A 25,158-nucleotide genomic window follows, 5' to 3' on the forward strand; every position below is an offset into this window, starting at 1 on the left:
CTTCTATCTTCCTACTACCCCGGTGTCATTGATAAGCTTGTCCAGCATCTCATCCATTGTTGTCATCAGCCTGGACGCGGCATTATAAGACTGGTGGTAACGCATCAGGTCCATGACTTCCTCATCCATGTTCACTCCTGAGACCGCGTCTCTTGAATCTGATATCTGATTCAGTACCGTCAGATGGTTCTTCAGAATGGATGCCGATGCTTTCCGCTCGATCGCCTGCACATTCTGTATATTGTCATAACAGTTCTGGATCGTGCCTGTAAATACCGTGACGTCTGCGCCATCAGGCCTTTTTACTGTGAAGACCTGCTTATCCGAGATCAGCGCGTTTATCATAAGCTGGACGTTCTTATACTCTGTGGACGGGCCCGTACCGCCGACGGCGCCGTCAGACTTCTTGATCGACACGGTCCCGTTCATCCAGCCTTCCGACACCTTGATGTTGGACGCCGTGAAAGGCTGGTCAGCTCCGCTTCCGTCACTTTTTTCAAACAGCGCGTCCCCGTTCAGGTCATTCATCACTGTGGCCAGTTTGTTCACAAAAGCGTCAAACATTCCTCTGTAGTATCCGATCCCCTTCGTGTCCGTGCCGTCGAAGATCTCTGCTTTATTCAGCATATCTATATTGCCTTTGAGCACTCCGTTCTGGATAAGATCTGTGATATCTGACGCTCCCCCTCCCGGGTTGAGCGCGTCTGTGACTTCCAGCGACACTGGGATCCCTCCCGTACCGTCAAAATGGAACTCTCCGATCTTCGTATCCGATATGAGCGTATGCTTTGTACCCGCGCTGTCTCTGAACGTGACATCCAGCAGATCTATCGGCTCTCCGCCTGACGTGTCCGTCCTGTACGAAACCTCTATCGGCAGGTATGTGGCCAGATCGTCCAGCAGCTTATTGCGCTCATCCTGAAGCTCCAGCGCCGGATTCCCAAGTATTTGACTGTTTTTGATCTCTTCATTCAGATTCTTTATCTCATTGAGGCACGTGTTGATGTTCGGGATGACAGAGTCCGTCATCTTTTTGATCATCTCTTCCTCCAGAGCATCCACTGCGTTTGCTTTTTCATGGATCGCATTGATGAGCACCTCAAAAGACGAGCGCACGAGTGCGTCCGTACTGCTTGCTCCTCCATCCTGCGGATTCGCCATATTTTTAAGCTGTGTGATAACATTGTTGAACGCTTCGCGGACAGCTGCGCTGTCTGTCTCATCGAAGATCTCTCCAAGTCTTTCCAGTATCTGATCTTCAGCATCTGCGGTTCCTACCTTTGCGATCTGGTTCCTGTACTGGATATCCAGAAACGGATCCCTGATCTGGCTGATGCCTTTCATCATTACGCCCTGTCCTACTTTATTGTCATATACCGAGCTGCTGAAGCTGGCTCCCACCGGCGAAATACTTGCCAGATCCAGGCGCTGCCTCGTGTATCCCGGTGTATTTATATTCGATAGATTCTGACCGGCAACATCGATTGCCCGCTGGTTTGCACTCAGTGCCTGTTGTGCCATCGTAAAACCGGCAAATGTGGAACGTATCATCCTGCTGTCCTCCTTTGTACTTTAAACACTTCGGTCCGTCATATGCTTTTCCTCTGTCTGCTCTTTTCCGCTGTTTTCATATAACCGGCCTTCTCTTCGCTGGATCTCTCTGTCAAGCCGGCGGATATTCACTTCTATTATCCGGGCCGCGTCTTCACTGACTTCCTGGAACATCTGTATCTCCCGGCTCAGAGAATCAAACAGTCCGAGGAATCTTTCCCGGTCTGCGCCGGATATATGTTCCAGTATTTCCTGAAAACGCATACCTCCAAAGCCGAGCTCTTCCTGCTTTTTCTCTCTTGCCTGCTCCAATCCCTTAAGCCGCATTACAAGCGACTGCTCTTTTGTCATGCACTCTTCCACCGCAGATACCTGATCCGTCCTCCCGGCATTCAGTTTAATGCTTTCCAGGGCGGTCAGTTCCCGGAATAACACGATCAGATCCTCTATGATCTTTGCAAACTCATTCATCAGCGCCTTCTCCCTTCTGCAGAAGGATTCTGGAAGCCAGCGCATCTGCGTCTACTTTATATCGTCCTTCTGAAACGGCTTTTTCCAGCGCTTCGATCTTTTCTGAAGGTGTTGTCTGCATTATCTGAGACATTGTCTTTTGCGACAGCTCCTCTGTGATCTTCTTTTCCTCGATCTGCCGGCTGTTGGCAGTAATCAGTATCTCGTCAAATTTTCTTTCACCTTTCTCATTTTGTACCGCCCGGTTTTCCGAAGCCGCCTGAGAAAGTTTATTTATATAACGGTTTGACAGATTATTGCCGTCTATTGAAATACTCATGTTCACTGCCCCTTTCATATCATAATGTACCTCTGTATATTTAGATTATCGTCAATCCGGTATGAATATTAAGTTTTTCTTTTCAATTTTTGCACCTGTTTTGCCAATTTAAACCGTACATCCTCCGCAAGTCCAAAGCTTTTGCGGCGGAAATTCCTTATTTTTTTCTCCAGATGATCTATCCTCGGTCCTATCACACTGCGGACCGCCTCTGCCTTCGGATCCCAAAACGCCTCCCATGCCCGCCGCGCTCTTCTTTTTCTCTCCGCCACTGTGACATAAGCCTGACGTCCCCCCATCCTCGCAAGCCTCAGCAGCCAGCAGACCGGAAGAAGCCACGCCGCCCTGTGCAGGTACGGAAACATCGTATTCATATAGTCCATATGGGGAAACGCCCAGTCCAGCATCTGTTCTCTGCGCTTGCGTTTCAGATCCTTTCTGTAAAAATCCGCCACCTCTTTTACGAGCGGCAGTAAAGTGGCGCTGATCTTTCTGCCCTGCATTCCTTTTGTCAGAATATATTTTTCCATGGCGTCAAACACTGCGTCGTTTTCCGGGAAAAGCATTCCCCCAAACCAGTACGCGGCAAGCTGTATGAGGTATACGTGGAATTCCACAAGCTTAAGATACTCCAGCTCTTTATTTATCACTTTCCAGTCCAGATCTCTGTAGACTTTCAGATAATAGAGCCACAGATCCGCCATATCCCGTATGTCCAGGCTGCCTCTCGCATACTGTTCCGCAGAGCAGCCTATGATATGGATATAATACTCTTCCGGCAGAAAGGTGTGTATATACTTATGGCCTCTTTCTTTCTCGTAGCTTTTGACCGGCACCGCAAAATATTTCTGCATTTTCCGGTTTGTGAAAGGAAGCTCCGTCCTTATGATGATCAATACGCCGGGGATCTTATAGTACCACTCTTCCCCTTCCGTCCTGGATTCCTTCTTCTCATAGTCAAGATACGCCAGCGCCTCTCCAAGCTTCTCCTCTTTCCCCTTTTCCACCAGAAGGCTGACACATTTAAGTCCTCTCATATCCTGCTGGGGATAGAAGGCGCGCATCCGGTACTCCTGGAGTACAGCCGCGTGTATCTTCCGGGCTTCCAGTTCGTTAAGAAGCTCGGGTACTGCAGAGGAATAACGTTCTTCTGCCAGCACCGCCTGGTGGAACCGCTCCTCGAACTTAGGCTTCCACGGCGCAAGCTTTTCCCCTTCCATGCCGAGGACTGCATAGTATACCATATTTGCCACACCGTGATAATCCGACAGTTTATACAGGCTCCCCCACTCCGGCTGTTTATTCCACTTTGGCAGTTCCTCTCCGCTGATTATCGTTTCCAGCATCTGCAGAAGGCATTTCACTTCATAATTTCTTATTCTTTTCTCGTTCATGCACTATCCTTTTCTCCTCAAATATGTCCATTCTCTTCAAATCATAGATGGCATTTCTTTCATCTGCGGCTACAGCTCCCGCCACAAGTGTTATGACCCTTTTCTTCATGACGGAGACGAGCTCCCTCGCATGACTTGCCACGATCATCGTCACACCGAGCCTGTTCAGCTCGTCCAACAGGCACATCATATCCCAGGCGGCCCCCGGGCTTAAGTTGGCCGTCGGCTCGTCTACTACCATGATCTTCGGATTCATTACGATAGCTCTGGCAAGCAGCGCCCTTGCGGCCTCTCCCACCGACAGCTCCCCGGGACGGGCAAGCGAACGGTGGGCGATGCCCACAGTGGAAAGCGTCTGTTCCACCCGCTTTTTGATCAGATGCCTCGGCTGTTCGGTCGCGTACATCGCAAGGCTGATATTCTGATACACGTTCCTGTCATTGAGAAGCCCCAGCTCTGCCTCCATGATCCCGAACTGCCTCCGGTAATATGGGAGCTGGTTACTCGTCAGACGGCCTGTCTCGCATCCTCCGACCCATATCTCCCCTGATGTCGGGAACAGCTGCGCGCTCAGAAGCTTGAGCAGGGTGCTCTTACCCGAGCCGCTTCTGCCTACGATAAATACAAACTCCCCGTGTTCGATCTCAAAGGAAGCATCCTCCAGTCCGATCGTGTCTTGTCCGAATATTTTTGTCACATGATTAAACTTTATTTCCTTCTGCATTTCTTATTTTTTCCTCATTCTCTTCCGATATATATGGTATATCAAACGTGAAAGGAGGTCCGGCATGAAAAGATGTTTCCACGTTCTATGTGCATGCTGCGCTGCTGCCGTATGCAGCCTGCCCCTTTCTGCTTCAGGCTGTTTTGCGGCTGTCCAGACGCCCCCCGCAGGTTCGTCGCCGGCCCTGGAAGCGGAACCGGGCAGCGGTAAGCTTCCTCCGGAAGCGTCCGGCGGCGGATACAGCATCCCGGTCACTGTATACAGCCAGGCAGATCCGTCCTGGAGCAGCTATCTGTACGGAGGACGTGACCCTATGGCGTCTTACGGGTGCGGTCCGACCGCTCTCGCGATCGCTGTCGCTTCCTTAACAGGCCAGAATATCACGCCTGCCGACACAGCTGCCTGGTCGTATGCCAACGGATATTATTCCCCCGGAAGAGGCTCTGTCCATGCACTCATTCCACGGGGGGCTGAAGGCTACGGACTGAAAGCAGAGAAGCTCACGCCTCTGACTCCGGATTCTTTTCGCATGGCCTTGTCTGCGGACAAGCTTCTCATACTGCTCATGGGGCCCGGAGACTTTACGGACTCCGGACATTTCATCGTCGCCTACGGTTATGACGACAGCGGAAATATATTGATTGCGGATCCTGCCAGTCAGGAGCGTTCCTCCTCGGCATGGCCCGCGGATACACTTATAACCCAGCTCTCCCGTTCAGCCCGGGACGGCGGTCCGGTCTGGGTACTTTCCAAACCATAGAAAAATCCTTTGAAGCAATACATATCCGTATTACTCCAAAGGTTTTCTTATTGCTTATAATAGGAATCCTCTCCGGCGAGACGCGTACTTGTCACCCGGTCGGTCTCTACCGTCTGCTGCCATATATTCATTGTCTTTTCCACAATGTTCCATGCTTCTTTCCATGATCCGGAATCCGGAAGTTCCTCTTCTTTCATCCTTCCACCGATAAGATCAGAGAGCTTTTCAGCGTCCTCTCCCCGCGCGCCTGCAATATATAGACTCATATGCCGGTCGCTCTCCGCCGCAGCCTCCAGCTCTTTCCCGCGCATCTCAAGCACCATTTCGGCCGTCACTTTGTCGTCTCTTGAGAGCCCGTCCGCAAGTTCCTTCGTCAGACGGCATATCTCATCCATATGCCTGTACTTTATCCTCAGCTCTTTGATGATCTCCGTCAGGAGACCTTCCATATACGCGCCGCTCATACTGCCTTCTCCGCCTCCGCAAATGTATTCCTCAGTTCTTTGACAAGCGGCTGCAGCTCCTGTATGATCTCCTTTTTCCTTCCGGCCTGAAGTCTGCTCAGTTCATACAGAAAGAAATCATAGAGGCTGGACAGTTCCCTGCTCAGCGTATATTCATAATTCAGTGTATCTTTCAGATACTGTACAATTTCCACCGAGCGGCCTGCGGACTGTTCAAACAACACATAATTTTCCGTGTCCAGAGCGAGCTCCGCCCTTTTAAGCCTCTTCAGCAGTTCATCGTAAAGCACTAGCAGAAGCTCCCCTTTTGTCATCGTCATAACTGACTGCTCTTTATACTGCCGGTAACCATTTTCATTCATATGCCTGACTCACTTTCTTTCCTACTGCGCAAACATGGAGCTGAGATAACTGCTCTGGGAGTTCATCTGGGATATGAGCGTCTCCAGCGATGTAAACTGGGAAATATACCTGTCCTGCTCCGTTTTAAGCTTATCCGTGAGCCGGTCTATGTAATCGTCGACGTCGTCGATCTTTTTCTGCAGTCCGTTCTTCAGTACGGTAGTCGGTGCATAGACAGAGCCTGCCCGCTCTACCAGGATTCCCTTTGTAGCCCCTGTCATGGATGCATAACGGTCCATGATCGTCTTCATATTGGTCATAAGACCACCCTGGCTGACTGTCCCGTCCTCTCTCTTTTCGGGCTCTTTGGAAAATGCCTCCCGGACTGCATCCGGGTTCTCACCAAGGGCCGCCTTAAATGCCTCTTCATCAAATACGATCTTGCCATTGTCCGCATAGTTCGTGGATACTGTGATCCCCATCTTTTCAAACTGAGAGCGCATCTCCGACGGTATGATGAACCGGAGCCCGTCTGCAAACGCGCTCACATCGGTATCGTTGAACAAAAGTCCCTTCTTGGCCTCTGTCTCCCACTTTTCGATCTGGCTTTCGCTCAGCTCATCCCGCTGTTCGTCCGTCAGAGGCTTATAATTACGGTTTGGCTTCTGGCTTGCCTCGCTGTTGATCAGCTTCACGATCTCGTTGTAGGCCTCCACCATTTCCTTTACTACTTTTGCCGTATTTTCCACGTCGACCTGTGCGTCAAACGTGACGGCCTCCGTATCGCTTATGTGATTGCCGGAACTGTCATACCCGAACGTGCCTTTTAAGGTTATGTTCAGCCCGTCGATCGTCATACTGTTGCTTCCCCGGGTGATCTCCATCTCTTCGCCGGATCCGGCATATTTTACGAGAATGACCGCGTCTTTGCCATCCTCTGTCGTATAGTCGGTGCCCCTTGTGCCGAACATAATGTCTGCAAGATTTCCGGATAAGTCTATCTCACCGCTGGCCCCCTGTTCCGTGGACTGTACGACAAACCGGTCCGCGTTGGACTGGTACGTTATCTTGATGCCCAGCTCTTTTGTCTCATTTACTTTATTTATGATCTCACTGACGGAACTGTTCCAATCCAATCCATAGTCCCTCAGATCTATCTCTGTTCCCCCGGCATTTTTGATCGTCATGCCTCTTCCCGGATCGACTGCGCCGCCCCGCACAAGTCCTGAATCTGCCAGACTTGCTGAGAGGTTCAGCCGGTTGGATTCTCCGCCCTGGACGCCGAAGACACTGTGATTGCCGAGAACTCCTCTGTCGGCGGCGGTCATGGATAATACAGAACTGTTGTCATCTCCGCCTCCCGGAAGTGTCGTCTTGAACGTCAGATGTGACTTTGAGCCGTCACCGGCATCCGCCGCAAGGCCGACCTCGATCCTGCCCCTGCCGAACGCCTCGTTCAGCTTGGACTGCAGATCGTTTTTGACGTCATCTAACGTGCTCGCGTCGTCATACTCATCCAGTTCGATCCATTTGATCGACCCATTATAGGAAAAGCTTATCTGCTTTCCGCTCAGCTGTTTTGCCAGAGACATGGTCTGTGTGACCTGCGCGTCTTCCACCGCCTCCAGGCCGTCTGCTGTGATGACTGTTCTTGCGTCCTGCAGAAGTTCAAATCGTTCTCCCGCGGCCATAAATCCCAGGTCTGTCAGCAAGTCTCCGGTGGAGCCTGCAAGCTTAAGCTCATTGCCGGATGTATCCTTACTGATGAAGCTCATCCTGCCTGCATTCTCTTTTACTTCCATCACATCCCCGAGTGTCTTCCCGTTTCCTATGGAGATGTTGGACAGTAGCTTATTCATGGACTCCGCTGTCTTCTCCGGCGTGCTGTAGTCATATTCCGCACCTCTGTTCAAAGTCACTGAATACATCTTCGTCCCATATTTTATGAACAGTGATTCTCCTGATACCACGTCTGCTTCCGTCTCGACAGAAAGATCGTTGCTTATCCCCCCGGTCTGCATGATCTGATTTGACACGGCGTTTGACGAAGTCATCTTCGCGTCCTGCGCCAGGCTCTTTACACCGAGTATGGAGATCGTATCCGCAGATACGCTGCTGCCGGATACAGACAAGTAACTGCTGTTTGCCCCGAGCGCCGTCACCTGGTTCCTGGAAAAGAGCTTGCTTCCGAGCAGGTTGGACGACGATGAGTACGACGTATATGTATTGCTGAACTCGTACACTTTGCCTGTGATATTGCGGATCGCTTCCTGCATCCACTGATACGTCTGCTTTTTCTGCTTCTGTGCCGCGATCTTGCTCCGTGTCGCATAAGTCATATTTTCAATCAATGTGTCCCGGTCCAGTCCGCTGGCCAGCCCTCCGTAGCCGCGCAGGCTGGACGTACTGTTAAGGCTCGTACTTCCTAATCCGCTGATAGATGCCATATCACCACTCCTCACAAAAAATATCCATCTGTTACATTATAATATTATTTATCGGCACACCTGCCGCGATAGTTAAGTATACCCGCCTATTTCCTGGAATGATGCGGCACATCGCCTACCTGTATACATGCCTTAGTGATCTCCACCGTTATCTGGCCCGCATACTTTTTCGTATAAAAGTTCATAAGCGGGGAGATAGCCTCCTTGCTCACCACCACATATTTTGGCGTAAGCTGCGTGAGCGCAAGCGCCGACGTATCCGCAATGCAGCGCGGACAGGTGCAGACGCCGAACTGCTCCATATACTCAAGCACCCTGTCCTGGACAAGGGTCTCCATCACATTCACATATGCGAAGTCCAGATCTTCCCCCGGTTCTTCCTCTTTTTTCTCTTCCGGAACCGCTTCCTGCTTCTGCGCGTCTTCCGTTTCCGGCTGTCTGTTTTCCTGCTTTTCGTCCTTTTCTTGGGCCGCTTTTTCTGTCCTGTCTTCGGTCTGCGCTTCTTCTTTCCCGTCAGTTCCTGTCTCCGGCTCCTGCGTTTTCTCCAGCTCTTCCTCCAGAGACAGTCTGATCGCGTCCGCAAGCTGTTCTTTCTCCGAAGACGGCTGCACGACCGATACAGAAGCCATCTTATCCGGCTCGACCGGAGGCTGCGGCTTCGCTGCTTTGCTGTCTTCTGTATTACTCTTGTCGTTTCCGCTGGACAGTAAATTCAATACATGATCCGTCTTATTCGTCTTTCTTGCCATCGTGTCTGCACCCTCCTATGCCTCGTTCTCGATTTTATTCAACACTTCTTCTATGAATTCCCGGTAATCCTTTGACGGATTAGACCGGGGAGAATAGTCAAAGACACTCTTTCCATGGGCCGGCGCTTCTGCTGCCGACACGCCGGTGCGTATCCTGGAACCAAACAGCTCCGTCCCGATCTGGGAAGCGACCGTCTCCGCCATCTCCTGTACATCCTTTGCAAGATTTGTTCTCCTGCTGAACCTTGTCAGCAGGATGCCAAGTACATGAAGGTCCGGGTTTACCGAGTTCTGAACTGCTTCTATTGTTTCTTTCAGCTGTACGAGGCCGACCAGGCTCAGTATTTCGGCAGCCATAGGTATGATGAGATAATCTGCGGCCGCATAGCCGCTGACGGTCAGTATGTTCAAAGACGGCGGCGTGTCAATGATTATGTAGTCGTAATCGTCTTTCACATCCTCCAGCACCTGCTTGAGGATCATCTGTCTGTTCTCCCCTTTCAGGATCATCTCGGCTTCGCTCAGAAGGATGTTTGATGTCAGTACATCGCCATATTCCTCAGTAGAGCGGACAGCGTCCCGGACACGTATCTCCTTCTTCAGCACTTCATACATCGTATGTCCGTCCTCTATATCCATCCCAAGGCTGAATCCAAGATTTCCCTGAGGGTCCAGGTCCACTGAAAGGACTTTTTTTCCTCTCTCAGACAGGCCGGCCGCGATGGCTCCGGAAGTCGTCGTCTTCCCCACTCCGCCTTTTTGATTCGTTAACACGATTGATACTGCCACAGTCAATTACCTCCAAGTATGCTTAATTTCACTTTAGTACAGAACATCTTCCAGATGTTCCCTGTCGTCGGAATCGTCAAAGTGCATGAACCGGCGTTCTTCTCCCGGCCGTTCAAATTCCGTTGTCAGTCCCTTCCAGATTTCATTTACTTCATCCACACAGTCAATGTACGTCTGCGCAAGCAGATAGGTCGGCACGCCCAGACTCTCCGACAGCTTTTTGCTCTGCTTCCAGTCCGCCCGCTCGTAAGCCAGCAGCAGGCTGTATATCTTCCCGGCCGTTCCTTCCTGTGCCACGAGCGCGTTTTTCACTTCGGCGCTGACCGGTATCTCTTCCAGTATCTCCTCTTCCGTCGCATTTACCATATACTCAAGCGTAGAGAACATCCCGATCAGATAGGCGTCTGTCTTATTGATAGGACAGTCTTTTATATATCCTACAAGCTCCGACGCGAAGGTCGCCCGAAGGAAGGATATTTTAAGCAGTTCTTCAGAGCTGCTGTCTGTCCCCTTGCTGTCAAAGCTGAGCATATACACCCACTGCCTCAGCTGGGTGATGCCGAGGGTGACGAGCGCCTGACGGATGGACGCGGTCCTCCGTCTCAGGGCAAAGTACGCTGAATTGACAAGCTTTAAAAGCGCGTATGTCAGACCGGCGTCCCGGCTCACGATCTGCTCGATCTCCTCCATATCAGGCTCTTCCTCCGATACGGCGACCATGAGCTGGAAGAAGTTGCCCTGCATGTATTTTACCTTGTCTACTTTGCTGGCCAGCGTCTTGGCTACATAATTTCCTTCCAGATAATCCACTTTCAGTTTTACGGCGTAATCATATACTTCTTTCGTGTTCACACCGGTCGCAATGCATTTTTTACCGGTCCCCTGCGCCATACTCACGATATTTTCGACTGATTTTTTACCTCTCTCCGTCTCCGTCGTTTCCGCCTGAGAGAGATTGATCCTTATGTATTTGGCATATTCCAGCATCTCCATATATTTCTGTGAAAACTGGAAATTGTTGATGGCAAACTGATAACCAAGTTCGCAGTATTTTTTAATAAAAGGCGTTGCAAGAGGATGGATGATCAGGTTATCCTCTATCTGAATGATCACCTTGTCCGGTTCAAACATTTTCGGTGTATTTCTAAATAACAGTGACGGCGTAAATGTGATAAACATTATCTTGTCACTGACAAACTTATTGCTGTTATTCATAAGGAAATTAGATATCATGTCTGCCGCAGAAGTCTCCGGCTCATCGTAAAAACTGTCGTCGCTTCCCTGAAACAGCAGTTCATAGCCTATTATATTTCCGGTCATTGTCTCTTTGATCGCCTGTCTAACAACACATCTGTCCATTATTCTCTTCCTCTCTGAAGCAAGTGGTCCATGACTGCAACAAGATGTCCTATCTCGGGTTTGGACAACTGCTCGTCCGCACCAAGTTCCCTCCCCTTAATCTCCATCTCCGGGTTGATCAGTGATGAAAAGATAATAAGCGGAATCTTTTTCAGCCTGTCATCTTCTTTTACCAGTTTCGTCAATCTGTGCCCGTCCATCTGAGGCATCTCAATATCAGTGATTATAAGACTCACTTTATCGTCCAGCACGTCCTCATTTCTCACCTGTGACAGATAATTCCACGCCTCCTGCCCGTTGTTGAACTTATGGATCTGGGAATATCCCGATTTCGTCAGCGCAGTCTCTATCATACGGGACAGCAGTACGGAATCCTCCGCTAGCACTATAGAATATTCACTTCTGTTCCTGCCTGCAAAGCTTTCCACTTCCTCCAGCTGTATTCCGGTCTCCGGCGCTATATCGGCGACAATTTTTTCAAAATCAAGGATCGTTATAAGTTCTTTCCCGCACTGGGCGATTCCCGTTGCCAGACCCTCCTCGCCGCCGTTTAATGTCTTGTCCGGTTTCTTTATGTCTTCCCAGGAAATTCTCTGGATGCCCACCACCGTATGTACCCGGAAGGCAATATGCATCTGGTTAAAGTTGGTGACCATGAACAAATCTTTCGGCTGCGGTACTGTCGTGCGTCCGGTAAGATAGTACGGAAGGTCAACGACCGTGAGCATGATATCCCTCGGCTTGAATATCCCCTCCACCGCATCGTGGGAATGGGGCACCGGTTTTATTTTGTCAGTCATCATGATCTCTCTGACTTTTGCCACATTTATTCCATAGAGTTCATCGTAGATCGTAAACTCCATGATTTCTATTTCGTTTGTGCCTGATTCCAACAAGATTTCCGTATTCGCCATACTTTTTCTCCTCGCTTTCCTGTCCTGTCTGTTTCAATAGATCGGGCTGCGCGCCCTTTATATATTATATCGGCATAACTCCTTCATCTGATAACGGATGATCACATGACAATCTCCTGCCGCCCGAATGTACGTATGGTCACTTTTCCTGTCGCCGCGTCCACAAGCATTGTTCTCGCATAATTCTCCCCGACTTCCTGCCTCGTAAGGCGGATCTGCTCATTTCTCAAAATACTGCGCACACTTTCTATATTTCTCTGCCCGATATTGGCAAGACTGCTGTTTCCCTGCACCTCGAACATCTTTGCGCCGCCCGCGATCTTACAGACATAGCGGCTTTTTACTCCCCCGAACACGGCCATCCGGCGCAGCGTCTCCCGGATCCCGGTGTCGGCAAATTTATACACCTGCGGCTCGGCAGGATTTTTAGACTCGGGAAGCATAATGTGCAGCAGGGCAGCCAGCTTGATCCCGGGGTCATAGAAACTGATCCCGATGCAGGAACCAAGCGCGTACGTGATCAGCGTACCCTCCTGACGGGTTATCTTCATATCGGCAATGCCGACTTTCATCTCTCTATTCACCTATGTTCACCAGCTTCTTTAATAATTTATTCAGCGACTCAATATCCGGGAGCATCAGCAGACTGCTCTCAAGCTTGTGATGGCCCAGAATAAAGTTGCCTGTTATCATCATGATCTTATCTGTCTCATATCCAAATTCGATCATTGGAACGCTCAAGATCCCTCCGAGCATATTGATGGAGACAGCCGGCACCGACAGGTTTATTTCCATGCCTGAAAGCCCTGCCAGAGCGTTGACATAAGAAGAAATGATAATATTTCCCACCTCGGTCACCGCCGATACGGCCATCTCGTCCATCTCGGAATAGTCCTCGATCTTACATCCGAGAATCGTCTCCGTCACCGCGTTGATAAAGTCCAGCTTCAGGAGAAAGAGCATGATCCCCTTCAGATCTCCCGACATCTGCACGAGAACCGCAGCCACCATCTCCTCGGGCTGACCGAGAAAGTCTGCCGCCTCGTTGAATCCAAGTATCTCCACATCCGGGAGTGTGATCCTGACGTCTGTATTGAGCAGGCCGGAGACCGCGGTGGCCGCATTGCCCGTACCTATGCTCCCCACCTCTCTCATCACGTCCATTCCTATTTCTCCCATATCATCATAATGTTTGATTTCCATAATATCCGCCTTCCTGTACTTAGCCTCTGAGACTGTTTATTGTCTGCTCTATCTCGTCTGATGACTGAACCATCTTGAGCACATACGAGTACGCCCTCGACGACTCGACCGTATTGGCCATCTCCTGTGCCATGTCCACATTGGACAGTTCCAGATATCCTTCCAGCAGCTTTGCCTCCCTGTTCAGCACAGGGGCGCCGTTTTTGGCGACAGGGACGAACTCATTGTCCCCGGCGCTCTGCATCCCGTCTGTACTTGCAAAGCTGTACACGCCCGGCCGGCCCTGAAGCGTTCCGCCCTGCACTCTGATCGGATTCTGCCCCTCGTCCAGAACGAGCTTGTTGGAATCCGTCACCAGATAGAAACCGTCCGCCCTTCGGGAAAGGGAAAAGTGTCCATTGCGCGTATAGCTTATTTCGTTCGTCACAGGATCTCTGAGCATAAAGAAGCCGTCGCCCGATATGGCATAGTCATATCCGCCGATACCGTCCCCGAGTCCCGACTGTGAAAAATTGGTGTTCGTATGGTCCAGCACGGTCCCCGTGCCCGACGTCAGATGTGTGGCCACACCTTCTCCCGCTCTCATGTTATAATACATCAGATCCTGAAATACAGAACTCTTGGCTTTATATCCGTATGTATTTACGTTGGCGAAGTTATTCGATATGACATTTAACTTATCCTGCTGCGTCCTCGCGCCGCGGGACGCTGTATAAAACGATGTGTTCATTTTATTCCCTCCTCACTATACCGGTCCAAGCTGGGTAACTACTTTTCCGATGATCTGGTCATACATCTTAAGCACCTGCGCGCTGCTCTGCAGCGCTCTCTCTCCTGCCATCATCTGAGTCATCTCGTTCACCGGCTCTACATTAGAACTTTCCAGCGCTTTGTGCACCACATCCGCGTTAACTGCCGTCCCCTGGCCGGCTGACGTGTATACATCCCCGGTCGTCTTCGTCAGTTCTTCGTCATAATTCTGGAAGTCCACAACAGAAAGACGCCCCAGGAAGTTATTGCCGTCTTCACTGTACAGATTGCCGAGACGGTCTGCTCTTATCTTATCTGTGCCAAGATAGATCGGTCCGTTCTGTCCGAGCACTCTCCCGACACCCTGCAGGGCCAGATAGCCGTTGTTATCAAGTGAAAAGGAACCGTTTCTCGTATATACCGTCCCATTCCCGGACTGGATGCGGAAGAAACCGGATGTGCCGATGGCAAAGTCCAGAGGACTTTCCGTCGACTCATACCCCCCTGCCGCAAAATCAGTATAGTTTCTGTCCGCTGCCACAATGCGGTTCATTGTACCAAGCTGCGCGGGACTGCTCTTATCTTTATTCCCGCTGCGGTAGATCATCTCCTCCTTGAACGTCTTACACACAAACTGGTCGCGCTTATATCCCGGCGTTGACACGTTGGACATATTATTACTTATAACGTTCATCCGTCTCGTCTGCGTCAGAACTCCTGACGTAAGATTATAAAACCCCTGAAACATGATACCCCTCCCTTTCTAATTTTGTTTTTTCAGTAAAGTATTCTCTTAGTTTTCTGATAGCCCCTGCATGTATCTGGGAGATCCGCGGTTCACTTACGTGCAGGATGCCTGCGATCTCTTTCATATTCAGTTCTTCCATATAATACAGCGATATCACAGTCTGTTCGTTCTCTTTCAGGCTGCGGATCCCGTCCGCGAGCATGTGCCGGAACTCCTTGTCCATCAGATGTGCCTCCGGCTGTTCCTCTTTTTTGTCTGACGGTATCTGTATGCTCCGGTACTGCTCTTTCGTCTCTTCCAGTACCATGTCAAGCGACAGGACCGAGAACAGGCTTGCCTTTCCCATAATATCTCTGAATTTCTCTATGTCCATATGAAGCAGTTCCGACAACTCCTCCGCCTCAGGTTCCCTTCCATGCTCGGAATAGAACACGGCAGACGCCTCTTTTATATCTCTGTAGCTCTTTCTCACCGTGCGCGGTATCCAGTCCTGCTTTCTCGCAATATCTATGATCATTCCGCGGATCCGTTTTGATACATAAGTCTCAAACTTTGCATTCTTGTCCGCCTCATATTTGTCGATCGCCTTCATAAGCATGATGACGCCCTCATTGACGATATCCTCCACCTGGCTGAATCCGGCATATACATTGCGCATCTGTACCGCAATGCTCTTGACGATATACAGATACCTGAGTGCAATTTCCTGCTTGACCTCCAGACTCCCTGTCTTACGGTAGAGCTCAAGAAGTTCTTCATTCGTCTGGTCCGCCAGATTCTTTTTCCGCTTCTCTTCCTGTACCATACGCAACCCCTACTCTTTTCTTATATTTCCCACTGCCTGTATCTGTATGTTATCTGCTATTTCATTGAAAGCCAGTACGTATACCGACGGATAGAACTGTTCCAGCATCCGGTAAAGGTACGGACGGATCACCTGGCTTGTCAGGATGACCGTATCCTGGGAAAGTTCCTGAAATTTCTTCATCTGCTCTCCTATCTGTGTAAGCATGCTCTGCATAATATCCGGACTTACCGCCAGATAAACTCCCTGGTCACTTTTGGCCATACTCGACACAAGCAGTTTTTCCAGTCCCGCATCCAGCGTTACGACACGCATCTGCCCTCCCTCACAGAACTTTCTTGTGATCGTTCTCTTCAGCGCGGAGCGTATATTTTCTGTGACACTGGTGATGTCAAGCCCGGCTCCCGACGCGTCTGCGATCGTTTCGAGGATACTTTCCATATCTTTGATCGGTATTCCTTCTTTCAGCAGACTTATGAGTATTTTCTGGAGACTGCCGTGTGAGATGATCCCCGGCACCACCTCGTCCACAAGCTCGGCCGAAGTCTTTTTCACATTGTCCAGCAGCAGGCTTACCTCCTGCCTGCTGAGCAGCTCATATGCATGCTGCCGGATCGTCTCGGATAAGTGTGTCAGCATGACAGAAAGCGGGTCGATCACCGTATAACCGTATATTTCTGCCATCTCTTTATTCTCAGGCAGTATCCATTTGCTCGGAATTCCATATGCAGGTTCGATCGTCTCTATCCCGTCGATCTCACCGGACGGAGACGCCGGTTCCAGCGCCAGGTAATGGTCCACAAGTATCTCTCCCCTGGCTACTTCTTCGCCCTTTATCTTAATAATGTACTGGTTTGTGTTAAGACTCGAGCTGTCTCTCAGCCTGACGGAAGGAATGACAAATCCCATCTCCTGGGCATACTGCCTGCGGAAAATGACAATTCTGTTGATCATCTTTCCTCCGCTTGATTCATCCACGAGCGGGATGAGGCTGTATCCGAACTCCATCTCTATCGGCTCTACACCAATCAGGTTGTATATGTTATTGATATCTCTGTAATATTCTTCTTCCGTAGCAGGCGCGGCAGCGTCCATATCTGCCGTCTGCCGGGCCGCCGCCTCTTCCAGCACAGTCTGCTCCTGCATTTTCTTTGAGATCTGATATCCCGCCAGGAGGAAAAGAACCGCCAGAAGCACAAGCTGTATCTTTGGCATTCCCGGAACGAGCATGAGGATGAGCAGAACCCCGCCGGTCATCATTATCGCCTTCGGCTGGGCAAGGAACTGTCTTGATACATCCTCGTTCAGACTGCCTTCCGATACGGCCCTGGTCACGATCATACCCGTCGATGTGGATATGAGAAGCGCCGGTATCTGTGATACGAGCCCGTCACCTACCGTTGCTATCGAATAGACGGACAGCACATCTGAGAATGCCATACCTGACTGCAGGATCCCTATGGCGGAACCTCCGATCAGGTTGATAAAGGTGATGATCAGCGACATCACCGCGTCACCTTTGACGATCTTTGTGGCGCCGTCCATGGCGCCGTAGAAATCAGCTTCCCGCTGTATTTTGTTTCTTCTCGTTCTCGCCTCCTGTTCCGTAATGAGACCGGAACTCAGATCCGCATCGATCGCCATCTGCTTACCGGGCATGGCATCCAGCGTAAACCTGGCCGCAACCTCAGCCACACGCTCCGCGCCCTTCGTGATGACGATAAACTGCACGAGCACAATGATCATAAAGATGATGAAGCCGACAATGACATTACCCTGCAGCACGAAGTCACCGAACGATTTTATGACCTGTCCCGCGCTTCCCTGGTTTGTGAGAATATTTTTTGTTGACGATACATTGATGCCCAGGCGGAACAGCGTCGTTATGAGCAGGAGAGACGGGAATACGGAAAATTCCAGCGGCTCCCTTATGTTCATACTGATAAGCAATATAATCATTGACAAAGAAATATTTATAATAATCATGACATCCAGTAAAAACGGAGGCATGGGAATAATCATAAGTAATACAATAACTATCACTAAGGCAGCTACCGCATTGTTCAAAATTCGTTTCATGTCTTACCTCATTTTTTTATTCAGCTTATATACATATACCAGGATCTCTGCAACAGCGCCGTAATACTCCGACGGTATCTCCCGGTTTAATTCTGTCTCTGCATAGAGACTTCTCGCCAGCGGCCTGTCTTCTATGACAGCCACATGGTTCTCCTCCCCTGTTCTTACGATCCTGAGCGCCAGCTCATCTACTCCTTTGGCAACTACGACCGGAGCATTATTCTTTTCCGTGTCATAAGACAGCGCAACCGCAAAGTGGGTAGGGTTTCTTATGATAACGTCCGCGTTCGGAACCGCCTGCATCATTCTGCTTCTGGCCCTCTGCTTCTGTATATCGCGGATCCTTCCCTTGATCTCAGGATTTCCTTCGGTCTGTTTGAACTCCTCTTTCACTTCCTGCTTGGACATCTTGATCTTCCGCTCATAATCCCACCACTGGAACAGATAATCCAGAAACGCGATCACGGCGAACACCATGGAAACCCGCAATATCATAGATATGATCATATCGAACGTATACGCCGCCGAGGCACTGATACTCATATCCATCGTGCGGATCACATTCACCGCGTCCTGCTTAAGCAGCGTATATATGATGGCGACAAGTACGATTACTTTCAGCAGATTCTTTACAAGCTCGATGGCATTTTTAAGAGCAAAGATTCTTTTGATTCCCTGAAGCGGACTGATACGGTTCAGCTTGGGACGGAAATTCTTGGAAGTAAACAAAAATCTCGTCTGTATCCCGTGCATGACGATCCCCGTCACCATACAGATGCAGGCAAACGGCAGCACCGTTCTTGCGGCGGCTGACAAAAATTCCATTCCATACTTTCCCACAGACTGCCCTGAGAGGTCCGTTATACTTCCCGCCAGGCTTATAAATCTTTTCATAAAATTCCCGGAAGTCTCATATATGCCCGGAAAGATAAGCTTTAATATATAGAAAGAAAGGAATACAAACACGACGTTGACTACATCCGAACTCTGGAAGATGTTTCCTTCCTTCCGTTCATCACGGCGCTTTTTGGGGGTGGCTTTTTCAGTTTTTGAGTCCGCTGCCAATATCCATCACATCCTTCTATATGTTTACTGTCCTCAATACGTCCTGCAGTCCCTGCATCATCTGAGAGATGATCCCTTTCAGGTAGTCACCCGCCGGAGATATCAAAAATACCATCATCGCAAGCCCTATGATCACTCTCAGCTGTATGCTCATGACAAACAGGTTGATCTGCGGGATGATCCGCATCAGAAGTCCGGTTGCCACTTCCACCAGGAATTCAAATGCAATGATAGGGAAAGCGAGCTTTACCGCCAGCACGACGCACTCTGTAAATATCTGCAGTACCGCCTGGGCGGAACCTGTTCCCAGCTTAAGCGCCGCATAGGGCACGATATCCTGGGACGTCATCAGTATCTTGAGCAGCGCCAGATGACCGTCGACCGCAAAAAATAAGAGCAGATAATATATTTGTAAAATATTTCCCGTCAGCGCGATCTGCGTTCCGTTCTGGGCATCATATACGGTTGCCATAGAAAGCCCCATCTGAAAATCTATGACAGAGCCTGCAAAAGAGACCACCATATCAAACAGCTGCATGACAAACCCGAGCAGATATCCAAGCGCAAATTCCTTCAGAAGAAGTACGGCATACACGACCGCGGAAGTCACTTCCTCTCCCGCCGGCTCTGCCTGCGGATAGACGACCAGCGCAAGAACAAGCGCCAGCCCGGTCTTAAAGACTGCCGGTATATTTTTTCTCCCCAGTATCGGATTGAGAAATACAAATCCGGACATTCTCATCAGGACGAGCGTAAACACGAGAAATTCCGGTGTACCTGCAAGTAACATATGTATGTTCTCCTAACCTTCGGCAATGAACCGGAATATCTGCTGCGTAAATTCCTGCAGCATTTTCAGCATACTGTTTCCGGTTATCACCAGAATAATTCCTATCACTATCAGTTTTGGCACAAATGTAAGCGTCTGTTCGTGGATCTGCGTCGCGGCCTGGAGAATGGATATCACGATCCCCACGATCATACTGATAAGTAATATGGGGCCTCCAAGCTTCACGGCCAGTATGAACATCTGATACATCAAATCGCCAATTTCACCTGTTGTCATCTTCTAATTCTCCCGTCAGTAGTTAAAGCTTTGTACGATAGATGAGAACAGCAGCTCCCATCCGTTAAGTGTCACGAACAGCAGCAGCTTAAACGGCAGTGCGATGGTCGCCGGCGGAAGCATGATCATACCCATTGACATAAGCGTGCTCGACACGATGATATCTATGAGCAGGAACGGTATGAACAAAAGCAGTCCCGCCATAAATCCTCTTTTGAGTTCACTCGTCATAAAGGATGGGATGACCACCCGCATCGGAAGGTCTTCCGGCGCTGTCTTCTCCTCGATCCCCGCCATATCCACATACAGGTTCAGCGTGCTCACCTCTGTCTGTTTGAGCATGAATTTCTTCATCGGCACGGTTGCCCGGTCCAGCGCTTCCTCTTGTGCGATCTCTCCGTTTTTGTACGGCTCATAGGCCTCTGTATTGATATCTTTTATCACGGGGTCCATAATGAACAGTGTGAGAAATAACGCAATTCCGACAAGAACCATATTTGGCGGCGTCTGCTGCACTCCGATCGCGTTCCTCGTAAAAGAAAGGATGATGATGATCCTGACAAAAGAAGTCATCATCACAACAATGGAAGGCAGAAGCATCACAACCGTCATCATTACAAGTATCTCTAACGTCGGCACCTGACCTCCGTTGATGTTAACTAATGCCCCTGTATTCATTCACTTCGCTTCCTTTTCCCAATTTTCTCCATCACCGATCTGAAGTCTGTAAACTCCGTACTCTGGCCGGCAGGACTTTCTATCTCCTCAAGTTCTTCTTCCCCGAGCTCTTTGAGCACCGTGATCTGCGCTGCGGTGATCCCGAGAAGCAGATATCCTCTGCCGGTCTGAACGACCGCGATCGTCCTGTCCTGGCCGGCCCCGATCTGGTCCACCATCCGGATATATCTGGAAGAACCTTTCATCTTTCCTGTCTTTGCGACATATTTTGAACACACGTAGGCCAGATAAAGTATGAGCACTACGATCAGAAGCGTACCGGCGGCTGTAAAAAATCCATTCAGCATAACTTACACACCCCTACTGTGCCAGCGGTATTTCATCCGCCAGTATTTCCGTGATCCTGATCCCAAAGTTGTCATCCACCACGACTACATCGCCCTGGGCAATACACTGTCCGTTTACGAACAGGTCCACCTGCTCTCCCGCCAGCTTATCCAGCACGACAAGAGATCCCTTGTTGAGCTCAAGCACATCCTTCACAAGCTTCTTCGTCCTTCCTATCTCAACGGATACCTCCAGCGGAACTCCCATGATCAGCTCCAGATTGGACTCCTGTAGTTCCGTCTCCTCCGCGCTCTGTTCCAGGTTCGGCTGTGACACAGGATTGACTTTTATTTTCTTCGGTCCCGCAGCCTGTGTCTGCTTCATCTGCTGAAGCTGCACCTGCTGCATCTCAAGCTGCTGTCTCATAAGGTCCATCATCTGTGTCATGGAATTCATAAACTGCGGATCGGCAGCCGCCACAGTTCCTGCCGGCTGTACGGCGCTCACCGGAGGCGCTGCCTGTACCGCCGGATTGGCCGCCGGAGGCGTTGCCTGAGGCATAACCGGTATGTCTGCCGGCGCTTCTGTATCCTGCATCAGACCGGCCTGAGGCGCAGGTTCTGAAACAGCGGCGCCGGCAGAAGGCGCGGCAGCTTCCGGCTCCGGTACAGTCCCGGCTGCCACAGGCGCCTGCGCGGCTTCCGGGCCGGCCTCCGGCATCGCCGCGGCCGGTTCTGCCGGGACCGGTTCCGATACGGCGGCGGCCGTCACTGTCTCTTCCTCCGGAAGAACCACCGTCTCCTCCTTTGGAAGCTCCGGTGTACCATCAGAAAAGAAGCCTGCCACAAGCTCCCTTGCAAGCCCGATAGGCATCAGGTTCATGAACTCGCTTTCCATCTTATCTGCGATACGAAGTGTAAAGCCGATCACAACCATCGGGCTTTCTTCTGTAAAATACTTTTCCTTGAACTGTTCCGGGCTCTCTATATCAAAAGACACCGGCGTCGATATATTTACCGCCTTGCCGAGAAGCTCTGAAAGTGCTGTCGCCGACGCGCCCATCATCTGATTCTTCACTTCGCAGATAGCGCTTATGTTCATCTCATCCAGCTCAAATTCTTCCTCGGGAATCTCCATTCCCATAAGCATCTCGACAATAACGCGCACGTCATTTCTCTTCAGCAGCATGATATTGCTGCCTGTCAGCCCTTCGATATATATGATCTCTACCCCTACGGCAGGTTCCAGATTACCGAATTCAAATTCTTCTTTGTTTCTGACCTGTACGATTGGCGTCGTTATGTCTACTCTTGCATCCAGCATTGTAGAAATGGCTGTTGCAGATGCCCCGAGACTTATATTAAGGATCTCGCCTATAGCGTCAATTTCCATCGTACTCAGTTTCTTTACGTCCATTTTTAACTCTCTTTCCGGCAAACGTTAAGCCTTTCTATTTCCCAATTTCCATGGCTTTCTGCGCCATTAATTTCACCGCGTTAAAAGCAGTAATGTTCGCTTCATAAGATCTGGTAGCCGCCATCGCATCTGTTGTCTCTTTAATCATGTCCACATTGGGCATCCTAACGTATCCGTTTTCATCCGCATCCGGATGTTCCGGGTCAAGTACAGCCTTCAGTTCTGTATCGTCATCTATAATTGCAGCCGCGGCCACTCCGCCCCGGTTCGCACTGTTCTGCCCGCTCATGGCCCTTCCCAGTACCGAGCGGAAGTTTTCCTTCCTGGACTCAAGCACCACCATTTTTCTCCGGTAAGGCGTCCCGTCCTCCGTCCTGGTCGTCTCAATATTGGCAATATTTTCAGACGCAATGTCAAGCCTCAGTCTCTGCGCCGTCATACCTGAAGCGCTGATATTCAAAGAACTCAAAAAAGACATATGTGTCTCCCCCTTCTTAATAAACTAGTCGATGATCTTCGATACCGTATCCAGGATCCTGTTTGCCTTGAACGGTTTGACAATGAAATCTTTTGCGCCGGATTTGATCGCCTCAATTACCATCGTCTCCTGCCCCATCGCTGAGCACATGACCACAGTCGCGCCGGGATCAAAGGCCTTGATCGCTTTCAGTGCTTCCAGCCCGTCCATGTTTGGCATCGTGATATCCATCAGTACCAGTGCCGGTTTTTCATCCTTGTACATCTGCAGCGCCTCCGCTCCGTCGGACGCTTCGCAGATATCGGTGTAACCTCCCTTGGACAAGGTGTCCTTCACCATCATCCTCATAAATGCCGCATCGTCTACCACCATGATTTTTGCCATTATTTTTTACCTCTTTCCTCAATAATCGTTAGTATTTTTTATATTGACACGGCAGATTATTTATCTGCCGGTGCTTCCTCCTGTATGCACTGCTTTATTTTTACTGCAGCATTTTTATTGTGTGCGCCTAGCTTTCCTCTAAACCACGGCTGTTCTTCCACATATAAGACAACATCTGATTCCCTGGACTTGTTCAGGTCAATGACATCCCCTACTTTCAGACCGCACACCTCTTTCATGCTGAGCTGTGCCTCGGCAAGTTCAGCCTTTATTTCCATCGTGCTCCGGTTCAGCCGTGTCATGATAAGCTCCCTGCTGTTGGCAATGCCCTCGTCATACAGGCCGTCCACATGCTTGCGCTTGTCAATGATATTGAATATATTCATCAGCAGATTTCCCGGAATACATATGGTGATCCGTCCGTCTATATTCTGCATCTTGACATTCAGCAGCACGATCGCGACCGGCTCATCCAGGCTGATCTCCTGGAACAGTCCGGGATTCTCCTCAAGCCGCTGGTCTCCGAGATTTATTTTGATATAATTGCCCCAGGCATCCCTTGTGATATCAAGCAGATATTTCATTACCTTCTTGTACAGCGCGCTTTCGATCTCCGAATATGTATAGGATGAATCCACATCGTCGTCATCCCCTGTTCCCCCTAGCATACGGTCTATCATATTCACCATAAGTTTCTGGCTTATATGGATCATCATGGGCGGATTTTTGGACTCATCGGGCAGCTTTAAGTTCAGCATCATCATGACGTCATTTTCGCTCAGTATATTACTGAATTCAAAGTACCTCTGCTCCTCCACAGACAGGACTTCCATCTCGCAGGCTGTTCTGAGAACACCGTTTAATCTGGAGGACGCAAGCCTGCCGTAGTTATCGTAAATGCCCTTCAAAAGCTTCAGCTTATCTTTTGTAAACTTCTTTGGACTCTTGAAATCATATTTTTTCCAATTCTTTTCCGGTTTCTCCTCTTTGGGCTCTTCCGCTGCGTCACTGTTCATCATAGAATTCAGCAACGCATCAATCTGACTTTGTGATAATACTTCTGCCATAGCCACACTCCTGTTGTTTATTTCCCCGGTCTTGTATGTTAATTCCCCTCGTTTTTATAGACCTGGCTGTAATATTCATCCAGCGTCTGTTCTACAGACCCTGTCTTTGTGATCAGGATCTCCACTCTTCGGTTCCTGGCCCTGCCCTCGAACGTATCAAACGTGTCGATCGGGCGGAACTGTCCATATCCTGCGCTTACCAGTTTTTTCGCCTCAATGATGTTCTTCTGCTGCACATAGGCAACTACGACCGCAGAGCGCGTGGCCGACAATACCCGGTCTGTCATGACTTCGTTTGGTATATTCGGCTCGGCCTGAGACGTGTGGCCAAGCACCTGGATCTCCTTTATCGCATCTGACGCAGGCGCAATAACAGAGGAAAATGTATCCAGAACCGACTTCCCTTCATCTCTGAGAACATAACTGTCACCGTCAAAAAACACATTGTCCTTAAAAGTAATGAACTGATATCCGTCGCCTTTGGCTATCTGTATATCTGCCACCTCACCGGACGCATCCTGCATCTTCAGAAGATTGTCATACATCTCGTCAAATTTCTGGTCTATCTCTGTTGTATTGGCACCCGGTACATTCTCCGTGCCCTCTTTTTCCATCGTATCTGTGACGATCTGCGACGGTTCGGCCGCCTCCGGGTTCATACTCTTTACCAGGTTCTCCCACTTCACCTGGTCTACGGAAGATATAGAGTACAACAATACAAAAAAGCAAAGCAGCAATGTCACCATATCGCCGTAAGTTCCCATCCAGTCGGAGCCTTCCTCCGGACTTTTCTGCCTGCGTTTCATTGT

General features: G+C 49.9%; 29 protein-coding genes. 1 reads left to right on the forward strand and 28 read right to left on the reverse strand.

Features of this window, described 5'->3' with window-relative positions:
* Positions 1 to 3: 3 nt before the first annotated feature.
* From flgK to LAJLEIBI_RS17020, 5 genes are all read right to left on the reverse strand, one after another.
* Positions 4 to 1,551: a flagellar hook-associated protein FlgK gene (gene flgK, locus LAJLEIBI_RS17000; protein ID WP_006443380.1), complete on the reverse strand. Its 1,548-nt coding sequence runs from the start codon at positions 1,549 to 1,551 to the stop codon at positions 4 to 6.
* A gap of 21 nt (positions 1,552 to 1,572) precedes the next feature.
* Entirely contained in the window at positions 1,573 to 2,022 is a 450-nt protein-coding gene (flgN, locus tag LAJLEIBI_RS17005) for a flagellar export chaperone FlgN (RefSeq protein WP_006443381.1), read from the reverse strand.
* Entirely contained in the window at positions 2,015 to 2,341 is a 327-nt protein-coding gene (locus LAJLEIBI_RS17010; RefSeq protein ID WP_167534352.1) for a flagellar biosynthesis anti-sigma factor FlgM, read from the reverse strand. The genes flgN and LAJLEIBI_RS17010 overlap by 8 nt, the downstream gene beginning before the upstream one ends.
* 68 nt (positions 2,342 to 2,409) lie before the next feature.
* A complete protein-coding gene (locus LAJLEIBI_RS17015) occupies positions 2,410 to 3,735 on the reverse strand; it encodes a nucleotidyltransferase family protein (protein WP_006443383.1) in 1,326 nt (441 codons plus the stop codon).
* Positions 3,707 to 4,459, reverse strand: coding sequence for a cell division ATP-binding protein FtsE (locus LAJLEIBI_RS17020; protein ID WP_006443384.1), 753 nt, complete (start codon positions 4,457 to 4,459; stop codon positions 3,707 to 3,709). Before LAJLEIBI_RS17020 ends, LAJLEIBI_RS17015 begins: the two co-directional genes overlap by 29 nt.
* Positions 4,460 to 4,523: 64 nt before the next feature.
* Between LAJLEIBI_RS17020 and LAJLEIBI_RS17025 the strand changes: the two genes are divergently transcribed.
* Positions 4,524 to 5,219: a C39 family peptidase gene (locus tag LAJLEIBI_RS17025; RefSeq protein WP_050765511.1), complete on the forward strand. Its 696-nt coding sequence runs from the start codon at positions 4,524 to 4,526 to the stop codon at positions 5,217 to 5,219.
* 47 nt (positions 5,220 to 5,266) lie between these two features.
* On the opposite strand, the gene LAJLEIBI_RS17030 is transcribed toward LAJLEIBI_RS17025, so the two are convergent.
* The 23 genes from LAJLEIBI_RS17030 to LAJLEIBI_RS17140 all read right to left on the reverse strand — a co-directional run bounded on the left by LAJLEIBI_RS17030 (position 5,267) and on the right by LAJLEIBI_RS17140 (position 25,155).
* Entirely contained in the window at positions 5,267 to 5,683 is a 417-nt protein-coding gene (locus tag LAJLEIBI_RS17030) for a hypothetical protein (protein WP_006443387.1), read from the reverse strand.
* Positions 5,680 to 6,045, reverse strand: a complete 366-nt coding sequence (locus tag LAJLEIBI_RS17035; protein WP_006443388.1) for a flagellar export chaperone FliS — start codon at positions 6,043 to 6,045, stop codon at positions 5,680 to 5,682. The genes LAJLEIBI_RS17030 and LAJLEIBI_RS17035 overlap by 4 nt, the downstream gene beginning before the upstream one ends.
* Positions 6,046 to 6,066: 21 nt before the next feature.
* Positions 6,067 to 8,472 carry a flagellar filament capping protein FliD gene (gene fliD, locus LAJLEIBI_RS17040; RefSeq protein WP_006443389.1) on the reverse strand — a complete coding sequence of 802 codons (2,406 nt, stop codon included), beginning with the start codon at positions 8,470 to 8,472 and terminating at the stop codon, positions 6,067 to 6,069.
* 86 nt (positions 8,473 to 8,558) lie between these two features.
* On the reverse strand, positions 8,559 to 9,221 hold the full coding sequence (locus LAJLEIBI_RS17045; protein WP_006443390.1) for a late competence development ComFB family protein: 663 nt from the start codon (positions 9,219 to 9,221) through the stop codon (positions 8,559 to 8,561).
* A 15-nt stretch (positions 9,222 to 9,236) separates the two neighbouring features.
* Positions 9,237 to 10,010 carry a ParA family protein gene (locus tag LAJLEIBI_RS17050; RefSeq protein ID WP_006443391.1) on the reverse strand — a complete coding sequence of 258 codons (774 nt, stop codon included), beginning with the start codon at positions 10,008 to 10,010 and terminating at the stop codon, positions 9,237 to 9,239.
* A 33-nt stretch (positions 10,011 to 10,043) separates the two neighbouring features.
* Complete coding sequence (locus LAJLEIBI_RS17055) at positions 10,044 to 11,369, reverse strand: EAL and HDOD domain-containing protein (protein ID WP_006443392.1); 1,326 nt, start codon at positions 11,367 to 11,369, stop codon at positions 10,044 to 10,046.
* Positions 11,369 to 12,283: a chemotaxis protein gene (locus LAJLEIBI_RS17060; RefSeq protein ID WP_006443393.1), complete on the reverse strand. Its 915-nt coding sequence runs from the start codon at positions 12,281 to 12,283 to the stop codon at positions 11,369 to 11,371. Before LAJLEIBI_RS17060 ends, LAJLEIBI_RS17055 begins: the two co-directional genes overlap by 1 nt.
* Before the next feature lie 101 nt (positions 12,284 to 12,384).
* Positions 12,385 to 12,855, reverse strand: a complete 471-nt coding sequence (locus LAJLEIBI_RS17065; protein ID WP_006443395.1) for a chemotaxis protein CheD — start codon at positions 12,853 to 12,855, stop codon at positions 12,385 to 12,387.
* Between the two features lie 4 nt (positions 12,856 to 12,859).
* Positions 12,860 to 13,486, reverse strand: coding sequence for a chemotaxis protein CheC (locus LAJLEIBI_RS17070; protein ID WP_006443396.1), 627 nt, complete (start codon positions 13,484 to 13,486; stop codon positions 12,860 to 12,862).
* Between the two features lie 19 nt (positions 13,487 to 13,505).
* Complete coding sequence (locus LAJLEIBI_RS17075; RefSeq protein WP_006443397.1) at positions 13,506 to 14,216, reverse strand: flagellar hook-basal body protein; 711 nt, start codon at positions 14,214 to 14,216, stop codon at positions 13,506 to 13,508.
* 15 nt (positions 14,217 to 14,231) lie between these two features.
* Entirely contained in the window at positions 14,232 to 14,984 is a 753-nt protein-coding gene (locus LAJLEIBI_RS17080) for a flagellar hook-basal body protein (protein WP_006443398.1), read from the reverse strand.
* Positions 14,965 to 15,789 carry a sigma-70 family RNA polymerase sigma factor gene (locus LAJLEIBI_RS17085; RefSeq protein WP_006443399.1) on the reverse strand — a complete coding sequence of 275 codons (825 nt, stop codon included), beginning with the start codon at positions 15,787 to 15,789 and terminating at the stop codon, positions 14,965 to 14,967. Before LAJLEIBI_RS17085 ends, LAJLEIBI_RS17080 begins: the two co-directional genes overlap by 20 nt.
* 9 nt (positions 15,790 to 15,798) lie before the next feature.
* A complete protein-coding gene (flhA, locus tag LAJLEIBI_RS17090; protein ID WP_006443400.1) occupies positions 15,799 to 17,868 on the reverse strand; it encodes a flagellar biosynthesis protein FlhA in 2,070 nt (689 codons plus the stop codon).
* A gap of 3 nt (positions 17,869 to 17,871) precedes the next feature.
* On the reverse strand, positions 17,872 to 18,933 hold the full coding sequence (flhB, locus tag LAJLEIBI_RS17095) for a flagellar biosynthesis protein FlhB (RefSeq protein WP_006443401.1): 1,062 nt from the start codon (positions 18,931 to 18,933) through the stop codon (positions 17,872 to 17,874).
* A gap of 16 nt (positions 18,934 to 18,949) precedes the next feature.
* The gene (gene fliR, locus LAJLEIBI_RS17100; protein WP_006443402.1) at positions 18,950 to 19,723 is read right to left on the reverse strand and encodes a flagellar biosynthetic protein FliR; all 774 of its coding nucleotides are present in this window, start codon (positions 19,721 to 19,723) and stop codon (positions 18,950 to 18,952) included.
* A 12-nt stretch (positions 19,724 to 19,735) separates the two neighbouring features.
* Positions 19,736 to 19,999 carry a flagellar biosynthetic protein FliQ gene (locus tag LAJLEIBI_RS17105; protein ID WP_006443403.1) on the reverse strand — a complete coding sequence of 88 codons (264 nt, stop codon included), beginning with the start codon at positions 19,997 to 19,999 and terminating at the stop codon, positions 19,736 to 19,738.
* A gap of 15 nt (positions 20,000 to 20,014) precedes the next feature.
* Complete coding sequence (gene fliP, locus LAJLEIBI_RS17110; protein ID WP_006443404.1) at positions 20,015 to 20,677, reverse strand: flagellar type III secretion system pore protein FliP; 663 nt, start codon at positions 20,675 to 20,677, stop codon at positions 20,015 to 20,017.
* Complete coding sequence (locus LAJLEIBI_RS17115) at positions 20,674 to 21,024, reverse strand: flagellar biosynthetic protein FliO (RefSeq protein ID WP_006443405.1); 351 nt, start codon at positions 21,022 to 21,024, stop codon at positions 20,674 to 20,676. The genes fliP and LAJLEIBI_RS17115 overlap by 4 nt, the downstream gene beginning before the upstream one ends.
* Before the next feature lie 13 nt (positions 21,025 to 21,037).
* Positions 21,038 to 22,420, reverse strand: a complete 1,383-nt coding sequence (fliN, locus tag LAJLEIBI_RS17120) for a flagellar motor switch protein FliN (RefSeq protein ID WP_006443406.1) — start codon at positions 22,418 to 22,420, stop codon at positions 21,038 to 21,040.
* A 34-nt stretch (positions 22,421 to 22,454) separates the two neighbouring features.
* Complete coding sequence (flgC, locus tag LAJLEIBI_RS17125; RefSeq protein WP_040435096.1) at positions 22,455 to 22,898, reverse strand: flagellar basal body rod protein FlgC; 444 nt, start codon at positions 22,896 to 22,898, stop codon at positions 22,455 to 22,457.
* Between the two features lie 24 nt (positions 22,899 to 22,922).
* Positions 22,923 to 23,282 carry a response regulator gene (locus LAJLEIBI_RS17130; RefSeq protein ID WP_006443408.1) on the reverse strand — a complete coding sequence of 120 codons (360 nt, stop codon included), beginning with the start codon at positions 23,280 to 23,282 and terminating at the stop codon, positions 22,923 to 22,925.
* A gap of 56 nt (positions 23,283 to 23,338) precedes the next feature.
* A complete protein-coding gene (locus LAJLEIBI_RS17135; protein WP_006443409.1) occupies positions 23,339 to 24,349 on the reverse strand; it encodes a flagellar motor switch protein FliM in 1,011 nt (336 codons plus the stop codon).
* 38 nt (positions 24,350 to 24,387) lie between these two features.
* Positions 24,388 to 25,155 (reverse strand): OmpA/MotB family protein, encoded by a 768-nt coding sequence (locus LAJLEIBI_RS17140; protein ID WP_006443410.1) that lies wholly within the window; start codon positions 25,153 to 25,155, stop codon positions 24,388 to 24,390.
* Positions 25,156 to 25,158: the final 3 nt, after the last annotated feature.

It is taken from the genome of [Clostridium] hylemonae DSM 15053, from assembly GCF_008281175.1.
GTDB lineage: Bacteria > Bacillota > Clostridia > Lachnospirales > Lachnospiraceae > Extibacter > Extibacter hylemonae.

Excerpts from the sequence above, each read along its gene's own strand:
- LAJLEIBI_RS17135 (WP_006443409.1), bottom strand. The coding sequence starts at position 24,349 with ATGGCAGAAGTATTATCACAAAGTCAGATTGATGCGTTGCTGAATTCT.
- LAJLEIBI_RS17070 (WP_006443396.1), bottom strand. The coding sequence starts at position 13,486 with ATGGAAATCAAACATTATGATGATATGGGAGAAATAGGAATGGACGTG.
- fliD (WP_006443389.1), bottom strand. The coding sequence starts at position 8,472 with ATGGCATCTATCAGCGGATTAGGAAGTACGAGCCTTAACAGTACGTCC.
- LAJLEIBI_RS17030 (WP_006443387.1), bottom strand. The coding sequence starts at position 5,683 with ATGAGCGGCGCGTATATGGAAGGTCTCCTGACGGAGATCATCAAAGAG.
- flgC (WP_040435096.1), bottom strand. The coding sequence starts at position 22,898 with ATGTCTTTTTTGAGTTCTTTGAATATCAGCGCTTCAGGTATGACGGCG.
- flgK (WP_006443380.1), bottom strand. The coding sequence starts at position 1,551 with ATGATACGTTCCACATTTGCCGGTTTTACGATGGCACAACAGGCACTG.
- flhA (WP_006443400.1), bottom strand. The coding sequence starts at position 17,868 with ATGAAACGAATTTTGAACAATGCGGTAGCTGCCTTAGTGATAGTTATT.
- LAJLEIBI_RS17010 (WP_167534352.1), bottom strand. The coding sequence starts at position 2,341 with ATGAGTATTTCAATAGACGGCAATAATCTGTCAAACCGTTATATAAAT.
- LAJLEIBI_RS17105 (WP_006443403.1), bottom strand. The coding sequence starts at position 19,999 with ATGACAACAGGTGAAATTGGCGATTTGATGTATCAGATGTTCATACTG.
- LAJLEIBI_RS17060 (WP_006443393.1), bottom strand. The coding sequence starts at position 12,283 with ATGGCGAATACGGAAATCTTGTTGGAATCAGGCACAAACGAAATAGAA.
- LAJLEIBI_RS17020 (WP_006443384.1), bottom strand. The coding sequence starts at position 4,459 with ATGCAGAAGGAAATAAAGTTTAATCATGTGACAAAAATATTCGGACAA.
- flgN (WP_006443381.1), bottom strand. The coding sequence starts at position 2,022 with ATGAATGAGTTTGCAAAGATCATAGAGGATCTGATCGTGTTATTCCGG.
- LAJLEIBI_RS17045 (WP_006443390.1), bottom strand. The coding sequence starts at position 9,221 with ATGGCAAGAAAGACGAATAAGACGGATCATGTATTGAATTTACTGTCC.
- LAJLEIBI_RS17025 (WP_050765511.1), top strand. The coding sequence starts at position 4,524 with ATGAAAAGATGTTTCCACGTTCTATGTGCATGCTGCGCTGCTGCCGTA.
- LAJLEIBI_RS17130 (WP_006443408.1), bottom strand. The coding sequence starts at position 23,282 with ATGGCAAAAATCATGGTGGTAGACGATGCGGCATTTATGAGGATGATG.
- fliN (WP_006443406.1), bottom strand. The coding sequence starts at position 22,420 with ATGGACGTAAAGAAACTGAGTACGATGGAAATTGACGCTATAGGCGAG.
- LAJLEIBI_RS17015 (WP_006443383.1), bottom strand. The coding sequence starts at position 3,735 with ATGAACGAGAAAAGAATAAGAAATTATGAAGTGAAATGCCTTCTGCAG.
- fliR (WP_006443402.1), bottom strand. The coding sequence starts at position 19,723 with ATGTTACTTGCAGGTACACCGGAATTTCTCGTGTTTACGCTCGTCCTG.
- LAJLEIBI_RS17035 (WP_006443388.1), bottom strand. The coding sequence starts at position 6,045 with ATGAATGAAAATGGTTACCGGCAGTATAAAGAGCAGTCAGTTATGACG.
- fliP (WP_006443404.1), bottom strand. The coding sequence starts at position 20,677 with ATGAATACAGGGGCATTAGTTAACATCAACGGAGGTCAGGTGCCGACG.
- LAJLEIBI_RS17115 (WP_006443405.1), bottom strand. The coding sequence starts at position 21,024 with ATGCTGAATGGATTTTTTACAGCCGCCGGTACGCTTCTGATCGTAGTG.
- LAJLEIBI_RS17065 (WP_006443395.1), bottom strand. The coding sequence starts at position 12,855 with ATGAAAGTCGGCATTGCCGATATGAAGATAACCCGTCAGGAGGGTACG.
- LAJLEIBI_RS17075 (WP_006443397.1), bottom strand. The coding sequence starts at position 14,216 with ATGAACACATCGTTTTATACAGCGTCCCGCGGCGCGAGGACGCAGCAG.
- LAJLEIBI_RS17080 (WP_006443398.1), bottom strand. The coding sequence starts at position 14,984 with ATGTTTCAGGGGTTTTATAATCTTACGTCAGGAGTTCTGACGCAGACG.
- LAJLEIBI_RS17140 (WP_006443410.1), bottom strand. The coding sequence starts at position 25,155 with ATGAAACGCAGGCAGAAAAGTCCGGAGGAAGGCTCCGACTGGATGGGA.
- LAJLEIBI_RS17085 (WP_006443399.1), bottom strand. The coding sequence starts at position 15,789 with ATGGTACAGGAAGAGAAGCGGAAAAAGAATCTGGCGGACCAGACGAAT.
- LAJLEIBI_RS17055 (WP_006443392.1), bottom strand. The coding sequence starts at position 11,369 with ATGGACAGATGTGTTGTTAGACAGGCGATCAAAGAGACAATGACCGGA.